Annotated in this window: 16 protein-coding genes; 10 read left to right on the top strand and 6 right to left on the bottom strand. The window is 72.6% G+C overall.

Translation table 11 applies throughout. The features are described 5' to 3' along the window. Positions 1-144: 144 nt before the first annotated feature. A complete protein-coding gene (locus ACQP2H_RS20750; RefSeq protein WP_363822085.1) occupies positions 145-750 on the bottom strand; it encodes a dTMP kinase in 606 nt (201 codons plus the stop codon). A 245-nt stretch (positions 751-995) separates the two neighbouring features. Beyond that, positions 996-2,834: a thiamine pyrophosphate-requiring protein gene (locus ACQP2H_RS20745; RefSeq protein ID WP_433228547.1), complete on the bottom strand. Its 1,839-nt coding sequence runs from the start codon at positions 2,832-2,834 to the stop codon at positions 996-998. 280 nt (positions 2,835-3,114) lie between these two features. Between ACQP2H_RS20745 and ACQP2H_RS20740 the strand changes: the two genes are divergently transcribed. The 3 genes from ACQP2H_RS20740 (at position 3,115) to ACQP2H_RS20730 (ending at position 7,321) form a co-directional block, all read left to right on the top strand. After that, entirely contained in the window at positions 3,115-3,930 is an 816-nt protein-coding gene (locus ACQP2H_RS20740; protein WP_357537163.1) for a TrmH family RNA methyltransferase, read from the top strand. Between the two features lie 56 nt (positions 3,931-3,986). After that, a complete protein-coding gene (gene argG / locus ACQP2H_RS20735; RefSeq protein ID WP_357013707.1) occupies positions 3,987-5,438 on the top strand; it encodes an argininosuccinate synthase in 1,452 nt (483 codons plus the stop codon). Positions 5,439-5,548: 110 nt separating this feature from the next. Further along, positions 5,549-7,321, top strand: a complete 1,773-nt coding sequence (locus ACQP2H_RS20730; RefSeq protein WP_433228544.1) for a PucR family transcriptional regulator — start codon at positions 5,549-5,551, stop codon at positions 7,319-7,321. 365 nt (positions 7,322-7,686) lie between these two features. On the opposite strand, the gene ACQP2H_RS20725 is transcribed toward ACQP2H_RS20730, so the two are convergent. Beyond that, positions 7,687-9,036, bottom strand: a complete 1,350-nt coding sequence (locus ACQP2H_RS20725) for a hypothetical protein (protein WP_219463632.1) — start codon at positions 9,034-9,036, stop codon at positions 7,687-7,689. Positions 9,037-9,122: 86 nt separating this feature from the next. On the opposite strand from ACQP2H_RS20725, the gene murD reads away from it, so the two are divergent. The 3 genes from murD (at position 9,123) to ACQP2H_RS20710 (ending at position 13,551) form a co-directional block, all read left to right on the top strand. Beyond that, positions 9,123-10,472: a UDP-N-acetylmuramoyl-L-alanine--D-glutamate ligase gene (murD, locus tag ACQP2H_RS20720; RefSeq protein WP_357537159.1), complete on the top strand. Its 1,350-nt coding sequence runs from the start codon at positions 9,123-9,125 to the stop codon at positions 10,470-10,472. 167 nt (positions 10,473-10,639) lie between these two features. Then, a complete protein-coding gene (locus ACQP2H_RS20715; RefSeq protein ID WP_208570900.1) occupies positions 10,640-11,947 on the top strand; it encodes an aspartate aminotransferase family protein in 1,308 nt (435 codons plus the stop codon). A 134-nt stretch (positions 11,948-12,081) separates the two neighbouring features. After that, positions 12,082-13,551 (top strand): CoA-acylating methylmalonate-semialdehyde dehydrogenase, encoded by a 1,470-nt coding sequence (locus ACQP2H_RS20710; RefSeq protein WP_433233612.1) that lies wholly within the window; start codon positions 12,082-12,084, stop codon positions 13,549-13,551. A gap of 67 nt (positions 13,552-13,618) precedes the next feature. Here ACQP2H_RS20710 and ACQP2H_RS20705 read toward each other — a convergent pair whose 3' ends face one another. The 3 genes from ACQP2H_RS20705 to ACQP2H_RS20695 all read right to left on the bottom strand — a co-directional run bounded on the left by ACQP2H_RS20705 (position 13,619) and on the right by ACQP2H_RS20695 (position 15,578). Next, positions 13,619-13,906: a hypothetical protein gene (locus ACQP2H_RS20705; RefSeq protein WP_208570907.1), complete on the bottom strand. Its 288-nt coding sequence runs from the start codon at positions 13,904-13,906 to the stop codon at positions 13,619-13,621. Between the two features lie 274 nt (positions 13,907-14,180). Beyond that, positions 14,181-14,384, bottom strand: coding sequence for a transcription antiterminator/RNA stability regulator CspE (gene cspE / locus ACQP2H_RS20700; protein WP_043326981.1), 204 nt, complete (start codon positions 14,382-14,384; stop codon positions 14,181-14,183). A 165-nt stretch (positions 14,385-14,549) separates the two neighbouring features. After that, the gene (locus ACQP2H_RS20695) at positions 14,550-15,578 is read right to left on the bottom strand and encodes an N-acetylglucosamine kinase (RefSeq protein WP_219463631.1); all 1,029 of its coding nucleotides are present in this window, start codon (positions 15,576-15,578) and stop codon (positions 14,550-14,552) included. A 202-nt stretch (positions 15,579-15,780) separates the two neighbouring features. Here ACQP2H_RS20695 and ACQP2H_RS20690 point away from each other — a divergent pair, with 202 nt between their 5' ends. The 4 genes from ACQP2H_RS20690 to ACQP2H_RS20675 are packed head-to-tail and all read left to right on the top strand — an operon-like array spanning position 15,781 to position 19,865. Beyond that, on the top strand, positions 15,781-16,728 hold the full coding sequence (locus ACQP2H_RS20690) for a MurR/RpiR family transcriptional regulator (protein WP_208570898.1): 948 nt from the start codon (positions 15,781-15,783) through the stop codon (positions 16,726-16,728). Then, complete coding sequence (locus tag ACQP2H_RS20685) at positions 16,725-17,474, top strand: sugar isomerase domain-containing protein (protein ID WP_208570897.1); 750 nt, start codon at positions 16,725-16,727, stop codon at positions 17,472-17,474. The genes ACQP2H_RS20690 and ACQP2H_RS20685 overlap by 4 nt, the downstream gene beginning before the upstream one ends. 25 nt (positions 17,475-17,499) lie before the next feature. Further along, positions 17,500-18,936 carry an N-acetylglucosamine/diacetylchitobiose ABC transporter substrate-binding protein gene (gene ngcE / locus ACQP2H_RS20680; protein ID WP_219463629.1) on the top strand — a complete coding sequence of 479 codons (1,437 nt, stop codon included), beginning with the start codon at positions 17,500-17,502 and terminating at the stop codon, positions 18,934-18,936. 20 nt (positions 18,937-18,956) lie between these two features. Beyond that, positions 18,957-19,865: a carbohydrate ABC transporter permease gene (locus ACQP2H_RS20675; protein WP_208570895.1), complete on the top strand. Its 909-nt coding sequence runs from the start codon at positions 18,957-18,959 to the stop codon at positions 19,863-19,865. Position 19,866 lies beyond the last annotated feature (1 nt).

The raw sequence follows: 19,866 nt of genomic DNA, 5'->3' as shown, positions 1-19,866 counted from the left end.
GGGCGTCGGCTGTGCTGCCACCGGGCTGGGGGTCGGCTGTGCTGCCACCGGGCTGGGCCGGGGGTTGGTTGTGCTGCCACCGGGGCTGTCCGGCACGGTGGCGGAGACGGCTTACCGGGTTGTCCGGCGGGGTGCCGGTGACGGCTACCGCCTGCCGGTCACCGTGGCGACCGCCCGGTCCAGGGCGTCGGCCACCGTCGCCGGGGCGGCGTTGCCGTCGACCAGAGTGAAGCTGCCGAACTCCGGTAGCGCCCGGTAACCGGCGTCGAGCGCGGTCAGGTGGGCCAACTCCTCGGTGTCGATGCCCCGCTCCAGCACCCGTCGCTGGGCCAGCTCCGGCCGGACCGCCAGGAAACAGACCAGGTCCGGCCGGGGAAAGAGGGCGTACGCGGCGCGGACCAGCCCGACACCCCGGTCGCCGCGGGCTCGCATGATCACGTACTGGCACCAGGTCCAACGGTCCATCACCCCGACCCGCCCGGTCAACCGGGTGACCGCCACCGCACGTGCCAGCGCCACCCACCGTACCGTCGCCTCCAGCACCGGGTAGGCACGCCGTCCGAACAGATGCACGCCGTCGCGACGGCCCACCGCCCGCGCCAGCCGGTTCCACAGCGGCCGTCCACCGGCATTCTCGAGGTAGGTCGCGGGTATCCCCGCCTCGTTCAGCCGCCCCACCAGCCCTCTGGCCTGGGTCGACTTTCCTGACCCGTCCGTCCCCACCATCGCGACAACCACCCCACGCCCCATCCTTCGCACCCTAACCACCCAATACGACCCCACCACCCCCCGAACCCCACCCCCACTCAAACCCACCCAAACCCCGGCTCACCCCACCCCGGCTTGGCCCGGTGATCAAGAGGTTCAGGTCAGGAATGGGGCTCTGTTTGACGTAAACCTCTTGATCACCGCGGTCCGGCGCGGAGGCTGGGCGGGGCGGTCCGGTCCCCGCTCCGGGGCGGTGCGGGTGGGTGGGCTGGCGGGTGGGTGGGTGGTCAGGGGTTTTTGCGGCGGGGGCGGTAGGTGGCCAGGGTGGCGGGGATGCCCCGGCGGACGATGCCGGCCCGGTCGGTGTCGCCGCGCAGCAGGGCCGCCGCCGTCTTGCGGGCCTGGTCGAGGGTGAAGTGCGGGGGCAGCATCAGCTCCGCCGGGTCGACCATCGCGTTCACCACCACGGGACGGTCGGCGGTCAGGGCCCGACGCCACAGGCCGGCGACCTGGTCGGGGGAGTCGACCAGTTCGCCGTCGAGGCCCAGCACCTCGGCCCACCGGTGGTACGCCACGTCCGGCACGTCCTGGCTGGCCGGATAGCGCGGGCTGCCCTCGGTGGAGCGTTGCTCCCAACTGACGAACGCCAGATCCCGGTTGTTGAGCACCAGCACCACGAAACGCGGGTCGGCCCAGTGCCGCCAGTTCTTCGCCACGGTGATCAACTCGTTGACCCCGTTCATCTGCATCGCCCCGTCGCCGATCAACACCACCACCGGCCGGTCGGGGTGGGCGAACTTCGCCGCGAGGGCGTACGGCATGGCGCCGCCCATTGACAGCAGGGTGCCGGAGAGGCTGGCCAGCATGCCGGGGCGGACCTGGAGGTGGCGGGCGTACCAGGCGGTGGCGGTGCCGCAGTCGACGGCGATCATGGCGTCGTCGGGCAGTGCGTCGTTGAGGGTGTGGAACAACAGCTGCGGGTTCACCGGGTCGGCGGGCTGCCCGGCCAGGTCCGCCTGGACGCGTCGCCACGCCGAGGTGGCGTCGGCGACGGTCGCCCGCCAGGCCGTCGGGGCGGGACCGTCGCCCAGCTCCCGCAGCAGCGCCCGCAGGGTCGGGCCGGCGTCGCCGGTCAGGTTGACCTCCGTCGGGTAGCGCAGCCCCATCCGGGACCCGTCCAGGTCGATCTGCACCGCACGGGCCTGCCCCTGCGGCGGATAGAAGTCCGAGTACGGCATGTTGCTGCCGACGATCAGCAGCCGGTCACAGTCCTGCATCAGCTGCCAGCTCGGTCGGGTGCCGAGTAGGCCGATCGCCCCGGTCACCCACGGCTCACGGTGGTCGACGGCGGTGAAGCCGAGCAGGGCGGTGGCCACCCCCGCGCCCAGCCGGTCGGCGATCAGGCGTACCTCCTGCTCGGCACCGAGCGCGCCCTGCCCGACCAGCATCGCCACCTTCTCGCCGCCGCGCAGCACCTCGGCGGCGCGGCGCAGCTCCGCCTCCGGCGGCACCGTCGGCATGCTGCTCGGGACCGAACTGGTGTGGTAGTAGCCGTGCGCGTGCGGTGGATCCGGTACCGCCGGCTCGTCCTGCACGTCCAGCGGGAGCACCAGTGCGGTCACCGTCCGGCGGGACAGCGCCGTACGGCAGGCCCGGTCCACCAGGTGCCTCACCTGGGACGGGTCGTCGAGTTGGGCCAGGAAGTCCGAGGCGACGTCCTTGTAGAGGGCGAGCAGGTCGACCTCCTGGTAGTAGCCGCCGCCCTCGGCGGTCAGCGCGGTGTTGCCGACCAGGGCCACCACCGGCTGGTGGTCGAGCTTGGCGTCGTAGAGGCCGTTGAGCAGGTGGATCGCGCCGGGGCCACTGGTCGCCAGGGCGCAGCCGAGTGGGCCGCCGCCGTACTTCACGTGGGCGCTGGCGGCGAAACCGGCGGTCTCCTCGTGGCGTACCTGGACGAACTCCACCCGGCCGCCGGCTCGTTGCAGGGCGGAGGTCATGCCGTTGATGCCGTCACCCGGGTAGCCGAAGTAGCGGTGCACCCCCCATTCGGCGAGGCGGGCCACGATGTGGTCGGCGACCGTGGCGTTCTTCGGCAAGCTGCCGTCGGCGGTGCCTGTTGCGCTCATCGTGGTGGTCCCTCCGGTCGCGTCCCTTTCCCGCCCCCTTCCCGCCCCGCGTCCGGGGAAACCCGCCCGCGTCCGGGAAACCCGCCCGCGTCCGGGAAGGCGACGGTGCCCGGGAGGCGACGGTGTCCGGGAACCTGCCCGTGGGCGGGAGGTCGACCGGGTCGGGGAGGTCGACCGGGTCGGGGAAGGCGACCGGGTCGGGAAAGGCGACCGGGTTCCGGCGGGCGGTGCGCCGGACCGCCCCGCAGGTGCGCGCCGGGGCACCCGGCAGAATCGGGCGGTGCCCGTTCACCAGATCACCGACCCCGACGACGCCCGGATCGCCGACTACCGCGCGCTGACCGACGTCGAGCTGCGTACCCGGTGGGAACCCCCGCACGGGTTGTTCATCGCCGAGGGGGAGCTGGTGCTGCGCCGGGCGTTGCGGGCCGGCTATCCGGCCCGGTCGTACCTGGTGGACGCGAAACGGGTCGACCAGCTCGCCGACCTGGACACCGGGGACGTCCCGGTCTACGCGGCCACCCCCGACGTGCTGGAGAAGGCGACCGGCTTCCACGTCCACCGGGGCGTGCTCGCCTCGTTCCACCGCAAGCCCCTGCCCACCGCCGCCGAGGTGCTGGCCGCCGCCCGTCGGGTGGTGATCCTGGAGGACATCAACAACCACACCAACCTCGGCGCGATCTTCCGGGGGGCCGCCGCGCTCGGCATCGACGCGGTGCTGCTCTCGCCGTCCTGCGCCGATCCGCTCTACCGGCGCAGCGTGCGGGTCAGCATGGGGGAGGTGTTCGCGGTGCCGTACGCGAAGCTGGAGCGCTGGCCGGTGGGGTTGGACCAGGTGCGGGAGGCGGGGTTCACCGTGCTCGCGATGACGTTGGCGGCGGACGCCGTACCCATGCAGCGGTTGACGTCGGCGCAGCGGGCGCGGGCGGCGTTGCTGCTGGGGGCGGAGGGCCCGGGGCTGACCGGGGCGGCCCAGGCGGCCAGCGACGTGCGGGTGGTGATCCCGATGCGGCGTGGCGTGGACTCGTTGAACGTGGCCGCAGCGGCGGCGGTGGCGTTCTGGGAGCTGGGCCGGGACGACCCGGTCGACGGGTAGCCACCACGACCACCGGCTATTTGCATGAGAATGCGGCCAGGTGCATAATCTTTCCTGTGTCCAAGGTTCTCACCTCCCTGCCCATCGGCGAACGTGTCGGCATCGCCTTCTCCGGCGGCCTCGACACCTCGGTCGCGGTCGCGTGGATGCGCGACAAGGGCGCCGTCCCGTGCGCCTACACCGCCGACATCGGCCAGTACGACGAGCCCGACATCGACTCGGTGCCCGGACGTGCGCTCAGCTACGGCGCCGAGGTCGCCCGCCTGGTCGACTGTCGCGCCGCCCTGGTCGAGGAGGGCCTCGCCGCGCTGACCTGCGGCGCCTTCCACATCCGCTCCGGCGGCCGGGCCTACTTCAACACCACGCCGCTGGGCCGGGCCGTGACCGGGACCCTGCTCGTCCGGGCGATGATCTCCGACGACGTGCAGATCTGGGGCGACGGCTCGACCTTCAAGGGCAACGACATCGAGCGGTTCTACCGGTACGGCCTGCTGGCCAACCCGCAGCTGCGGATCTACAAGCCGTGGCTGGACACCGACTTCGTCACCGAACTGGGTGGCCGCAAGGAGATGTCGGAGTGGCTGCTCGAACGCGGCCTGCCCTACCGGGACAGCACCGAGAAGGCGTACTCCACCGACGCCAACATCTGGGGGGCCACCCACGAGGCCAAGACCCTGGAGCACCTCGACACCGGCATCGAGACGGTCAGCCCGATCATGGGGGTCCGGTTCTGGGACCCGTCCGTGGAGATCCCCACCGAGGACGTCACCATCGGCTTCGACCAGGGCCGCCCGGTGACGATCAACGGCAAGGAGTTCGGCAGCCCCGTCGACCTGGTGCTGGAGGCCAACGCCATCGGCGGCCGGCACGGCCTGGGCATGTCCGACCAGATCGAGAACCGGATCATCGAGGCCAAGAGCCGGGGCATCTACGAGGCCCCCGGCATGGCGCTGCTGCACGCCGCGTACGAGCGGCTGGTCAACGCCATCCACAACGAGGACACCCTGGCCAACTACCACCACGAGGGCCGCCGCCTCGGCCGGCTGATGTACGAGGGCCGCTGGCTCGACCCGCAGGCACTGATGCTGCGCGAGTCGTTGCAGCGCTGGGTCGGCACCGCCGTCACCGGCGAGGTGACCCTGCGGCTGCGCCGGGGCGAGGACTACTCGATCCTGGACACCACCGGCCCGGCGTTCAGCTACCACCCGGACAAGCTGTCGATGGAACGTACCGAGGACTCGGCCTTCGGCCCGTCCGACCGGATCGGGCAGCTCACCATGCGCAACCTGGACATCGCCGACTCGCGGGCCAAGCTGGAGCAGTACGCCACCCTCGGCCTGGTCGGCGGCGGGACCCCCCAGCGGGCGGTCGGCGCGGCCCAGGCCGCCTCCACCGGGCTGATCGGGGCGATGCCGCAGGGCGGCGCGGAGGCCATCGCCTCCCGGGGCGTCGCCTCGGCCGACGACGAGGCCCTCGACCGGGCCGCGATGGAGTTCGGCGTCGACTGACCGTCGCGCCGCCGGCCGGGACGGGTCACCGCCCCGGCCGGTGGGGCCGCCCTCGTCGTCGGGGCGGCGACGGACGGCGGATGGCGGGACCCGGGGTCACGGAGGGTAGCGTGTCGCCCGTGTTCCCGACCGTCCGTGAGGTGCTGGCGCTGGACCCGGTCCGTCGGGGCGCACCGCGACTGGTGGCGGGGGAGGCCGGCCTGGACCGGCCGGTGCGCTGGGTGCACGTGGCGGAGGTGCCCGACATCGCCACCCTGCTCGGCGGTGGTGAACTGGTGCTCACCACCGGCATCGGGCTACCGGCCGACGACGCCGGGCTCCGCGCCTTCATCGGCGACCTCGCCGAGGTGGGCGTCTCCGGGCTGGTGGTCGAGCTGGGCCGCCGCTACCCGACCGAGGTGCCCCGGGTGATGGCCGTGGCCGCCGAGCGGCGCGGGTTGCCCCTGGTCGAGCTGCGGCGGGCCACCCCGTTCGTCCGGATCACCGAGGCGGTGCACGCCCAGATCGTCGACGCCCAACTGCACGAGCTGCGGGCCACCGAGGAGATCCACCAGCGGTTCACCGAGCTGTCCGTCGAGGGTGCCGGGGCGGCCGAGGTCGTCCGGCAGGCCGCCGAGCTGGCCGGCTGCCCGGTGGTGCTGGAGAACCTGTCCCGGCAGGTGCTCGCCTACGACCCGGCGGGGGAGAGCGCCGACCTGCTGCTCGACGGCTGGGAGCAGCACTCCCGCCGGATCCGTCCCACCGGCCGGACCGCGTACGACGGGGACAGCGGCTGGTTGGTGACCACCGTCGGCGCGCGCGGGCAGGACTGGGGTCGGCTGCTGCTGCGCTGGCCGGCCCGGGCGGGCCTCGGCGACGGTCGGCCCGTCGGCACGCCGCCCACCCGGCTGACCATCCTGGTGGAGCGGGCCGCCTCGACGCTGGCGCTGGGCCGGCTGATCCGCCGCGACGCCGAAGGACTGGAACGGCAACTGCACCGTACCCTGCTCACCGCCCTGCTCGACCACTCCCGCCCGGTGGACGAGATCGCCCTGCGGGCCCGGGCGCTCGGAGTGACCCTCGACCGCCGGCACCTGGTCGGCATCATGGTCCGGCACCGCCGCGACGCCCCGGCGGGCACCCCCGCACCGGGCGAGGGCGGGCCGCCCGTCGACGGAGCCGGCCCTCCCGCGTACCCGGTCACCTGGCCGACACCGGCCCCGGCGGACCCGCAGGCCGGCCCGGCCCGGCTGCGGGATCTCGCCGAGGCGGTCGGCCAGGCGCTGCGGGAGACGAAGCTGTCCGGTCTGACCAGTCCGGTCGACGACCAGGCGGTGGGTGTCCTGCTCGCCCTGCCGGACGCCGCCGCCGAGGAACGCGCCCTCGCCGCCTTCGCCGCCGCCGTGCGCCGCCGCCACCCCGACCCGCCGCCGTCCGGCGGGAACAGCCACCGGCTGACGGTGATCGTCGCCGCCGGCTCCGGAGTGGGGAGCCTGCGGGAGGTACGCCGGTCGCTGGTCGAGGCCCGGCAGCTCGCCGAGGCCGCCCGCCGGGACAGCCGGGAACTGCCGGTCTTCCGGCTGCCGCACGTCGGGTTGGCCGGTCTGCTGCACCTGCTGCGCGACGAGCCCCGGTTACAGACCTTCGTCGAACGGGAACTCGGCGCGCTACTGGCCCACGACGCCCAACACCCCCGGGAGCAACTGCTCGGCACCCTGCGGGCCTACCTGGAGCAGGGCCGCAACAAGTCGGCCGGCGCGGCTGCCGCCCACCTGTCCCGCCCGGCCTTCTACGAGCGACTGGCCCGGATCGGCCGAATCCTCGGCGTCGACCTCGACTCGGTCGAGACCAGCCTCTCCCTCCACGTAGCCTTACTGGCCCTCGACGCCATCCGCACCCCCTGACGCCCCTCCCCACCCCACCGCCCTTCCGCCCCGCCCCCACCCCGTGCCCGCCCCCGCCCCGTGCCCGCCCGCCCCCGGCCCGTCTCCGGTGATCAAGAGAAATACGTCAGATTTCGTCGGCGGGGTGACGCATTCCTCTTGATCACCGCCTACGCGGTCTGCCCGTCGACCGCGATCAAGAGGTTTGCGTCAGATTTCGCTGTCCGGATGACGTATTCCTCTTGATCACCGACTGCCCGGCCGGCAGGTTCACGGTGATCAAGAGGTTTGCGTCAGAATTTGCCGCCCTGGTGACGCGAACCTCTTGATCACCGGGGTGATGGGGGTGGGGGGAGGGGGAGCGGGGAGGGGGCGGGGGAGGGGGGTCAGGTCAGGGTGTCCAGGGTTTTGGCGTAGGGGGCGGGGACGTGGTGGGGGCCGGCGGGGGTGAAGACGTCGGAGGTGGCGGCCGTCGACCAGGCGGCGGCGGGGACCGCGTCGACCAGGGTGCGGACCACCGGGGCGTCGCGCCACTGGTCCTGGGCGGCGAGCAGGCTCAACGCCACCACCGACTCCTCGACCTCGCCGACGCACTCGAACGGCTTGTGCCCGTCCACGCCGAGCAGCTCCCGGTAGCCGGGGATCTGCGTCTCGTCGGCCAGCAGGTCACCGCCGAAGATGCCGACCACCCGGTCCCGGGGCATGAACGGGGCCATGGCCAGGAAGACGAACCGGCACTTCGGGCAGTCGCGGCACCAGCGGGCGCTGGCGTCGCGCAGCTTGAACGCGGCGTTGCAACTGGTCACCACCGCGTCGTAGCGGTCGATGGTGGCGAACAGCCGGGCGATGTGCAGCTCCGACAGCGAACGCAGCAGCGAAAAGTACGGCTCGGTGAGCCCGGCGTGCTCGGCCAGTGCCGCCCGCAGCAGCCCCTCGGCCTCGACCCCCTTGGACCACTGGTGGTTGATCTCGTGACCGTTCCAGATCAGGTTCGGGTCGGACGCGGACCGCTCGTTGGACATCACCACCGGCCCGAGCCCGTGCAGCACGGCGGTGGCGACCGCGATCAGCGAGTTGATCGCGGTGACCGGGATGTGCCCGTTGCGCGCCCCGGCCGCGTTCAGGTCGAACAGCACCGGGTCGAGCCGCCGGCGGGCGGCCAGCGCCGGCAACCCGGACGCCTCGTTCACCGCGACGATCACGTGGTTGGGGTTGACCGAGAACGGCACCGGGTCGAAGCCGCCCCGGCGCAGCGCCTCCAGGCTGACGATGGAGTCCTTGCCCCCGCCGACGGCCGACAGCGGCCGACGGTCCGAGTCGTCGTACACCCGGGGTGGCGGGACCTCGCCGGCCGGCACCTCGGGGCGCAGCTGCAGCACGTGCGGGAGCTGGTTGCGGTAGGCGTACTCGGCGAGACCCTTGGTGTAGACGGCGGTGACCAGCGCGGTGGCGGCCCCGCCCAGCGGCGTCGGCAGCACCAGGCGCGGCGGGGCGGCGGCCTTGTAGTAGCTGACCCCGGCCACCACGTGCAGCAGTTCCAGGACCCGGCCCAGGGTGGCGACCGTCTCGTCCGACGGCGGCGCGGCCGGCACCGGTAACGTGATCACCTCGGTGAACCGCTGCTCGCCGTCGGGACCGGTCAGGGCGTAGTCGAACGACGCCGCGCCGGTGGCGGGGTCGAACGAGTACGACGGGAAGGTGAAGGCGTCCATCCGCCGGAGCTGCTCGTTGGGCACACGCCATACTAGGCCCTGGTCCGTCCGGCCGGGTCCGCTGCGCCGGACCGGCCGCCGCACCACCGTCGACACCTGAGGGAGAGTTCGTGCGCCTGTCCGATCTGCGCGGCCGTACCGTCGCCGTCTGGGGGGCCGGCCGCGAGGGCCGCGCCGCCGTGACCGCCATCGCCGCGCACGGCCCGGCGGACCTGGTCGCCGTCGACGACAGCGCCAACTTCCTCGCCGTGGCCTGGGAGGGGCCGCTCGCCGAGGCCGCGCCGCTGGTCACCGGGGAGCAGGGGTACGCCCGGCTGGCCGCCGCCGACGTCGTCGTGCGCTCCCCGGGGGTGCCCAACACCCACCCGTGGCTGGTCGAGCTGCGCGCCAAGGGGGTCACCGTCACCCAGGGCACCGCGCTGTGGATGGCCGACCACGCCGACCGGACGATCGGGGTCACCGGCAGCAAGGGCAAGTCGACCACGGCCAGCCTGATCAGTCACCTGCTCGCGGCGGTGGACCGGCCCAACGTCCTGGGCGGCAACATCGGGGTGCCCACCCTCGACCTGCCCGACGCCGAGTCGTACGTGCTGGAGCTGTCCAGCTACCAGTGCAGCGACCTGACCGACTCGCCCCGGGTCGCGGTGGTCACCGCACTGTTCCCCGAACACCTGGACGCGCACGGCGGCGAGGCCGAGTACTACCGCGACAAGCTCAACCTGATCGCGTACGGCCCCCGCACGGTGGTGGTCAACGGCAACGACCCCCGTCTCGCCCTGGAGCTGGGCGACCGGGCGGCGATCCGGGCCGGCCTGCCCGACAGTGTGCACGTCGGCACCGGCCCGGACGGCACCGACTGGTTCCACCTCGGCGACCGGCCGCTGTTCGCCCGGGGGGTGCTGCCGCTGGTCGGCCGGCACAACGCGGGCAACCTGTGCGTGGCGCTCGCCGTGCTCGACGCGCTCGGGGTCGACGTCGTCGCCCACAAGGACACCCTGGCGGTGGCGGTCGCCGGGTTCCACGGGCTGGCCCACCGGCTCACCGAGATCGCCGACCCGTCCGGCCTCACCTTCGTCGACGACACCCTCGCCACCAGCCCGTACGCGGCGATGCACGCGATCGACGCGTACGACGGGCGGCCGTTGACGGTGATCGTCGGTGGCACCGACCGGGGGTTGGACTACACGCCGCTGGCCGAGCACCTGGCCGAGCGGGAGTTGACCGTGATCGGGATTCCCGACAGTGGTCCCCGGATCGTGGCGGCGCTGGCCGGGTTGCCGAAGGTGCGTACCGAATTGGTGGACGACCTGGTGGACGCGGTCCGGCTGGCCCGGTCGGTGACCCCGGCCGGCGGGGTGGTGCTGCTCTCCCCGGCGGCGCCCAGCTACGGGCGGTTCCGTAACTTCGAGCACCGCTCCGAGGTGTTCGCCGAGGCGATCCGGGACACCGCCGCCGGCTGAGCGCGGGCCGGCGACCTCGGCCCCGGCACGGGCCCGACGACACCGGGCCGGGTGACGCGGTGTCAGGCGGGGACGGACGCCGGGCTACACAGTGCCAGTTGTCGCCGGCCGGTCGGGGTGGCAGCGTGCGGAGGACGCGCAAGCCGCCGCCGCTGAAGGGTGTGCCGATGACCGCCGACGACCTGCTGGCCCGACACCGGGCCGTGCTCCCGTCCTGGATGCCGCTCTACTATGCCGAGCCGATCGAGTTGGTCGCCGGGTCCGGCCGCCGGGTCACCGACGCCCAGGGCCGCAGCTACCTGGACTTCTTCGGCGGTGTGCTGACCAACATGATCGGCTACGACATCCCGGAGATCCGCGAGGCGGTGGAGCGTCAACTGCGGACCGGTCTGGTGCACACCTCCACCCTCTATCTGATCCGGCAACAGGTGGAGTTGGCCGAGAGGGTGACCTCGCTCGCCGGCATCCCGGACGCCCGGGTCTTCTTCACCAACTCGGGCACCGAGGCGAACGAGGCGGCGCTGCTGGTCGCCACCAACCACCGCCGGTCGCACCAGATCCTCGCCGTCCGCAACAGTTACCACGGCCGGTCGTACGCGACGATGGGGATCACCGGCAACGGGGGTTGGACGGCCAGCGCGCACAATCCGCTCCAGGTGGCCTTTCTGCACTCCGGTGAGCGGCTGCGCGGGCTGCTCGCCCGGCTGCCCGAGGCCGACCGGACGGAGGCCGCCGTGGAGGACCTGCGCGAGGTGCTCGCCACCCAGACCAGCGGCGACGTGGCCTGCCTGATCGCCGAGCCGATCCAGGGGGTCGGCGGTTTCGTCGCCCCGCCCGACGGGCTGTTCGCCGGCTGGCGCAAGGTGCTCGACGAGCACGGCATCCTGCTCATCTCCGACGAGGTGCAGACGGGCTGGGGGCGCACCGGCGAGCACTTCTGGGGCTACCAGGCGCACGGGGTCACCCCGGACCTGCTGACCTTCGCCAAGGGCATCGGCAACGGGTTCGCCCTGGCGGGCGTGGTCGGCCGGGCGGACGTCATGGAGTCGGTGCCGGCGATCAGCTTCTCCACCTTCGGCGGCAACCCGCTCTGCACCGCCGCCGGCAACGCGGTCCTGGACTACCTGCGCGACCACGACCTGCAGGCCAACGCGGCGCGGGTGGGCGCGATCCTCCTCGACGGGCTGCGGGCCACGGTCGCCGACCTCGACGGCGTCGCCGAGGTGCGGGGCAAGGGTCTGATGCTCGCCGTGGAGTTCGTCCGACCCGGCGGGCTGGAGCCCGATCCGGTGTTGACCGCCGGGGTCTTCGAGGCGTGCCGGGCCGGTGGCCTGCTGGTCGGCAAGGGCGGCCTGCACGGCAACGTGCTGCGGATGGGCCCGCCGCTGACCCTCACCGAGGACGAGGCCCGCGAGGGGCTGGCCATCCTGGTCGAGGCGATCCGGTGCGCCGTCGCGGCGCAGGCGGCCCGGTGAGCACGCCGGGCGGGACGTCACCCTCCGGAGCGCCGTTGGCTGCCGGGCCGGTGGCTGCCGGGCTGGTGGCTGCGGCGGCCGACAGCGAAGACGACTTTGCCGACATCGAGCAGGGGGCGGGCGACGCGCCCCGGATCGGGCATTTCGTCGACGGTAGGCGCATCGACGGGACGTCCGGGCGGTACGCCGACGTCTTCGATCCGGCCACCGGCCGGCGTACCGGCCGGGTGGCGTTGGCTGACGCGGCCGAGGTGGCGATGGTCGTCGAGGTGGCCGGGCGGGCCGCCCGGAGCTGGCGGGACGCCTCGCTGGCCCGCCGCACGGCGGTGCTGTTCGCCTTCCGGGAGCTGGTCCACGCCCGCCGGGACCGGCTCGCCGAGGTGATCACCGCCGAGCACGGCAAGGTGCTCGCCGACGCCGCCGGCGAGGTGCAGCGCGGCCTCGAGGTGATCGAGTACGCCTGCGGTATCGCCTCGGCGTCGCGCGGGAGCTTCAGCGCGAACGTGTCCACCGAGGTCGACTCGTACAGCCTGCGGCAGCCGTTGGGGGTGGTGGCGGTGATCTCGCCGTTCAACTTCCCGGTGATGGTGCCGCTGTGGTTCGTGCCGGTGGCGGTGGCCTGCGGCAACGCGGTGGTGCTCAAGCCGAGCGAGAAGGACCCGAGCGCGGCGCTGCTGCTGGCCGAGTGGTTCGTCGAGGCGGGCCTGCCGGCCGGAGTGCTCACCGTGGTCAACGGCGACGCCGAGGCGGTCGACGCGCTGCTCGACCACCCCGACGTGCAGGCGGTGTCGTTCGTCGGCTCCACCCCGGTCGCCCGGCACGTGCACCGGCGCGCGACGCTGACCGGCAAGCGGGTGCAGGCCCTCGGCGGGGCCAAGAACCACCTGGTGGTGCTGCCCGACGCCGATCTGGACCTGGCCGCCGACGCGGCGGTCAACGCCGGGTTCGGCTCGGCGGGCCAGCGGTGCATGGCGATCTCCGCGCTGGTGGCGGTGGGGCCGGTCGCCGACGCCCTGGTCGCCCGGATCGCCGACCGGATGGCCGGGCTGCGCACCGGCGACGGTCGGCGCGGTGGCGACCTGGGGCCGCTGGTCACCGCCGCGCACCTGGCGCGGGTCCGTGGGTACGTCGAGGCCGGGGTGGCGGCGGGCGCGGTGCCGGTGGTGGACGGTCGGGACGTCGTGCCGGACGGGTTCTGGCTGGGCCCGACCCTGTTCGACCACGTCACCCCGGACATGTCGATCTACACCGACGAGATTTTCGGCCCGGTGCTCGGCGTCGTCCGGGTCGACTCGTACGACGCGGCGGTGGCACTGGTCAACGCCAACCCGTACGGCAACGGCACGGCGATCTTCACCAACGACGGTGGGGCGGCCCGGCGGTTCCAGTACGAGGTCCAGGTCGGCATGGTCGGGATCAACGTGCCGATCCCGGTGCCGATGGCCTACTACTCGTTCGGCGGCTGGAAGGCGTCGCTCTTCGGTGACCTGCACGCCCACGGTGAGGACGGGGTGCGGTTCTTCACCCGGGGCAAGGTGGTCACCAGCCGTTGGCCGGACCCGCGCCACGGCGGGGTGAACCTCGGCTTCCCCACCCAGAGCTGAGCAGCCGCGGCACACCCCGCAGGCACGGGTGACCGAGTCTGCGGGGTGGGGCCGTGCGGGCGTACGGTCAGAATGGTGCGGGTCCGCGGCCTGCCAGCGACATCAACACCTGCGTGGCGAGTAGTTTGCGTAGGCCGGTGACGGCGACCGTTCCCACGCGGTCGTAGGGCAGTTCCAGTTGCAGTCCCTCGACGGCGTTGCGAAGGTCCGTCGTGATCTCGTCCGGACGGAAGGTGCCACCCCAGCCGTTGAGTCCACCGCGTTGGTTGGTGCTGAGGGAGGCCATGCCGGATATGCGTGCGCCGTCGGCCAGGATCAGCCTCGCCGGACCCGAGTAGGTCGTCGTCAAAGTCATCAGCCTTTCAGGGTGAACGCTGCGCACCTCGGCCCCCGGCCGTGGTCATCGGGAGCCGGGGCGTCGGGCTGTGCTCCATCGGGACCAGGGTCGTACGTGCCCCGACCGTCAGGGCGGCGGCGCTGTGGAACGTGGCGCGTAGCGGGAGGGGTCTGCGTCGGCTCACGCCTGGCCGGGCGGCCCTGGTCGCTCAGCCCCGGTCGCCGTGGTGAGCGATGGAGACGCCGAACGGCGGCCCGCTGAACCAGTCGGGCCGCCGTTCGTGAAGCGTGGATCAGAGCGGGCGGATGTTCTCCGCCTGCGGGCCCTTCTGGCCCTGGGTGACGTCGAACTCCACCTTCTGGTTCTCGTCGAGGCTGCGGAAGCCGCTCGCCGAGATCGCGGAGAAGTGGGCGAACACGTCGGCACCGCCGTCGTCGGGGCTGATGAAGCCGAAGCCCTTGTCGGCGTTGAACCACTTCACGGTACCTGTAGTCATGTCTGCTCCTCTGCAGGCTGTGGAGAGACCGCACTGCGCGGACCCTTAGCCGCCGAGTTGATAACCCGCATCGAAACGACACGAAAAACGAAAAGCGCCCGGATGGGTTTTAGATAACCCACCAGGCGCCATGAGACGTCTACGGAAATCAAAACTGCAACCCGGTTACCGTAGCACACGATCCGTCGCGACTCCCTTCCCGTCGACCGGCGGGTCCGGTACGAGCAGCGGGTGCAGAGCCGTTGGATCGGTGGCCCCCGGCAGGTCGCGGGCGGCGAGCCAGGCCGCCGCGGAGGCGCCGTCGCCGGCCGGACGCAGGGGCGCGACCGGCCACCGCCGGGCCAGCTCCGCGGTGACGGCGACGGCCAGTGGGGTGTCACCGGTGAGCAGACCGCCGCCGAGGACCACCGGGTCCACCGCGTCGGCCGGTCGGATCCGCGCGACGCTGTCGGCCAGCAGCCCGGCGGCCCGCTCGATCAGCGTGACGGCGACCGGTTCGGTCTCGGCGGCGGCGGCGACCACCAGCGGGGCGAGCCGGGCCAGCTCCACCGCCGGCCGGCGGGTGACCGCCTGCACCACCGCGTCCACGGTCTCTCGGGGCCGGTCGGCGACCCGGTCGTCCCCCAGCAGGGTGGCGAGCACCCGGCGGCCCAGTGGCCCCGGCGTCCGGGCCGCGTCCAGGTCGGCGAGCAGGCGCCGGACCGCCTCCCGGCCCAGCCAGAACCCGGAGCCGGCGTCGCCGAGCAACCACCCGTGCCCGTCGGCGACCCGGTCCAGTCGCCATCGGCACACCTGGGCGGCGATCGCCCCGGTCCCGGCGATCAGGATCGTGCCGTCGGCTGCGGCGGTGCCGGAGGCGTACCCGACGAGGGCGTCGCTGTGCACCGTGTACGGGCAGCGCAGGCCGGCGTCCGACCAGGCCCGGTCGAAGGCGGCCCGGCCGGCCGGGTCGGCGCGCAACCGGCCGGCCCCGGCCAGCCCGATCGCCCCGGCGTGGACCCGGGTCGGGTCGACGTCGCGCAGCGCCTCCCGCAGGGCGGTCGACAGTTCGGCGGCGGCCCGTTCGGCACCGTGGCTGGTGGGGTTGCCGCCGCCGGCCCGGCCGGTGCCGAGGCGTTCGCCGGTGAGGGTCAGGGCGGTGGCCCGGGTGGACGTACCCCCGACGTCGAGGCCGACCACGACGATGTCGGACATCCTCGCGGGCCTCCCGGGGGTGCGCTGGTGTGGGGGTGTCCATGCTGGTCGGTGCGGTGTCGCAGGGCAAGACCGGGCGCCGGTGGCGGGCCGTAGCGACAGGTAACAGTTTGAAAACTTCGCCCATGGTCTTGACAGGAAGGGGCCTTCAGTAAGAACTTTTACCACTAACAGTTAACACTCTTTTCCGAAAGGCGCGTCGATGGCCGAGCACGAGGCGGACACCACCGCGGCAACCGCGGTGGTCGATGCCGAGCCGGTCGACCGGCGCAGCGCGGACGGAGTGCTGGCCAGGGTCCGGGCCGGCACGGGGGAGTTGACGGGAGCGTTGCGCCGGGTCGCCGAGCAGGTGCTCAGCGACCCGGAGGCAGCGGCCCGCGCCACTATCGTCGAGCTGGCCGAACGCAGCGGCACCTCACCGGCGACGATCACCCGGTTCTGCCGGGCCATGGGCTTCGACGGCTACGCCGACCTGCGCCTGGGCATCGCCTCCGAGACCGGCCGGGCCCGCTCGGCCGGCTGGACCGTCGACATCGGCCGGGAGATCCAGCCCGGCGACCCGCTGGCCCGGGTGCTCGACCAGATCATGGCCGCCGACACCCGCGCCATGCACGACACCGCCACCCTGCTCGACCTCGCCGAGGTCGAACGGGCCGCCGTCGCCATCGCCGGAGCCGCCCGGGTCAACATCTTCGGCGCCAGCGGCAGCGCCCTGGTCGGCGAGGAGATGCAGTTCAGCCTGCACCGCATCGGGGTGGCGGCGTGGGCCTGGAGCGACGTGCACGAGGGGCTCGCCAGCGCCGCGCTGCTCGGCGTCGGCGACGTCGCCCTGGGCATCTCGCACACCGGGCAGACCCGGGAGACCATCGAGATGCTCGCCGAGGCGGGCAGCCGGGGCGCCACCACCGTCGCGTTGACCGGGTTCCCCCGCTCCCCGCTCGCCGAACTGGCCGACATCGTCCTGCTCACCGCCAGCCAGGCCACCACCTTCCGGCCGGACGCGCTGTCCGCCCGGCACCCCCAACTCGTCGTGCTCGACCTGCTCTACATCGCCGTGGCGCAGCGCACCCACGACCGCGCCCACGCGGCCTTCCGGCGTACCGCCCAGGCCGTCGACGGGCACAAGGCCGCGAAGGGGACCACGTCATGATCAGTGCCCAGGGGTACGCGCGAGCCGTCCGGCCCGTCCTCGACCGGCTGCTCGACACCCAGGCCGAGGCGATCGGCCGGGCCGCCGACCTGATCGCCACCAGCCTGCGGGCCGGCGGCGTGCTCCAGGCGTTCGGCGCCGGCCACTCCGAGGCGTTCGCCGCCGAACTGGTGGCCCGGGCCGGCGGCCTGGTCCCCACCAACCGGATCGGCCTGCACGACCTGGTGCTGCACGGCGACGCCCCGCGCGACGTGCTCACCGACCCCAAGCTGGAACGCGACCCGGCCGTGGCCCACCAGCTCTACCCGCTGGCCCGGCCGCAGCCGGCCGACGTCTTCCTGATCGCCTCCCAGTCCGGCATCAACGGCTCGGTCGTCGAGCTGGCGACGCTGGTCACCGGGCACGGCCACCCGCTGATCGCGGTCACCTCGGTCGCCCACACCGCACGGGTCGCGCCCCGCCACCCGTCCGGTCGCCGACTCGCCGAACTCGCCGACGTCGTGCTGGACAACGGCGCACCGTACGGCGACGCACTGCTGCCGCTGGAGGGCGGCGGCGCGGTCTGTGCGGTCTCCTCGGTCACCTCCGCGCTGCTGGCGCAACTGGTGACCGCGGAGGTCGTCCGACGGTTCCACCAGGCCGGAGAGGTACCCCCTATCTACCTCTCCGCCAACGTCCCCGGTGGGGACGCGCACAACCTCGCCCTCGAGTCGCGGTACGCCGGGCGTCTCCGGCGCACCGCCTGACCCGGACACCCAAGGAGAGACGACGATGTCGAACACCCCCGAGACCCCGACCCCGATGAGCCGCCGCAGCCTGCTGGGCCGGACCGCCGCGGCGGGCCTGCTCGCCACCCCGGTGGTCGGCCTGCTCGGTGCCTGCGCCACCAGCGGCTCCGACGAGGACACCACCAAGGCCGAGGAGGGCACCAAGAGCGCGACCAACCCGCTCGGCGCCGCCGAGGACGCCCCGCTGGAGGTGGTCATCTTCAACGGTGGCTACGGCGAGAAGTACGCCACCGACGTGCACGAGCCGCTCTACAAGAAGGCGTTCCCCAAGGCGGAGATCAAGCACCAGTCCACCCAGGCGGTCTCCACCGTGCTCCAGCCCCGGTTCGCCTCGGGCAACCCGCCGGAGTTCGTCAACAACTCCGGCGAGAAGCTGATCGACTTCGGCTCGCTGGTCGCCGACGGGCAGCTGATGGACCTCACCGAGCTGTGGGACGCCCCGTCGGTCGACGACCCGAGCAAGAAGGTCCGCGACACCGTCGTCCCCGGCACCGTCGAGGCCGGCTCGTTCAACGGCAAGCCGTACGTCCTGTACTACGTCTCCACCGTCTTCGGCATCTGGTACTCGGGCAAGCTGTTCAAGGACAACGGCTGGGCGCCCGCGAAGACCTGGTCGGAGTTCACCGCCCTGCTCGACGGCATCAAGTCCAAGGGCATCACCCCGTACGGCTACGCCGGGGCGAACGCCGCCTACTACCAGTGGAACGTCATCCTGACCCACGCCGCGAAGATCGGCGGCACCGACGTACTCAAGAACATCGACAACCTGGAGGACGGCGCCTGGCAGCAGGACGCGGTCAAGCAGGCCGCCCAGGCATGGGAGGAGATCGGCGCGAAGTACGTCGACAAGAGCTTCGAGGGGCTCAAGCACACCGACGTGCAGCTGCGGCAGAACCAGTACAAGCTGGCCCTCTACCCCAGCGGCGACTGGCTGGAGGGCGAGCAGAAGAAGGACACCCCGGCCGGCTTCGACTACCAGCTGATGCCGGTGCCCAGCCTCACCGGCTCGGACAAGCTGCCCGCCACCGCCGTACGGGCCACCGCCGGTGAGGGCTACTTCGTCTCGGCCAAGAGCAAGAACCCGCGCGGTGGTCTGGAGTACATGCGCCAGATGCTCTCGGTCGCCGGGGCGAAGGGCTTCACCGAGGTGGTCAAGGCCCCGACCGTGGTCACCGCCGGCAGCGCCGGCTTCGCCTTTCCGCCCGGCGTGGCCAGCTCGCAGGCCGCCCTCGCCGCCGCCGGCAAGGACGTGTTCAACCTGTACTTCGACGGCTGGTACAAGGAGCTCGACACGGAGGCGCGCACCGCCACCAACGAGCTGATGTTCGGCCGGATCAAGGCGGACGCCTTCGTGGAGCGGATCCAGAAGCGGGCCGACGCCATCAAGAAGGACAGCTCCGTCGCCAAGTTCACGCGCTGACCGATCGGAGTAGCGGGATCATGCGGCACGGCAAGTATCCGTTCGTGATCGGGTTCCTCTTCGCCCCGGTCACGCTGTACGTGGTCTTCGTCATCGCACCGTACGCGCAGGCGTTCCAGATCTCGATGACCAACTGGCGGGGGCTGTCCGCCCCGCAGTGGGTGGGCTTCGACAACTACCGGCGGCTGCTCGACGACGGGCGCTTCTGGCAGGCGGTCCAGCACCACGGCGTACTGCTGCTTGCCCTGCCGCTGATCACGATCGCCATCGCGTTGTTCTTCGCCTTCCTGCTCAACGTGGGCGGACGCAGCGTGGGTGGCCAGCGGCAGGGGGTCCGGGGGTCGAAGTTCTACCGGGTGGTGTTCTTCTTCCCCCAGGTCCTGGCGGTGGCCATCATCGCGGTGCTGTTCCAGATGGTGTACCGGCCCAACGAGTCCGGCCTGATCAACGGCGTGCTGATGAAGATCGGGCTGGACCCGGTGCTGTTCCTGGTCCGGCCGAACCTGGCCCTGTGGTCGATCATCGCGGTGCTGGTCTGGCAGGCCGTCGGCTTCTACGTGGTGCTCTTCTCGGCCGGGATGGCCTCGATCCCGGGGGAGATCTACGAGGCGGCCGAGATGGACGGGGCGAGCAAGGTGATGCTGTTCTTCCGGGTCACCCTGCCGCTGCTCTGGGACACCCTCCAGGTGGCCTGGGTCTATCTCGGCATCGCCGCGTTCGACGCGTTCGCCATCGTCGCGGTGCTCTCGGTGGACAGCGGCGGCCCGGACGGCGCGACGACGGTGCTGGCGGTGGAGATCTACCGCAACGCCTTCGTCTACTCGAAGTACGGCTACGCCTCGGCGATGGGTGTGGCGCTGTTCTTCCTCACCCTCACGTTCGCGGCGCTGACGCTGCGGTTGACCAAGCGGGAAAGCGTGGAGTACTGAC

The organism is Micromonospora sp. CA-248260, from assembly GCF_050942205.1.
GTDB lineage: Bacteria > Actinomycetota > Actinomycetes > Mycobacteriales > Micromonosporaceae > Micromonospora > Micromonospora antibiotica.
This window is presented reverse-complemented; position numbering and strand designations above follow the sequence as displayed.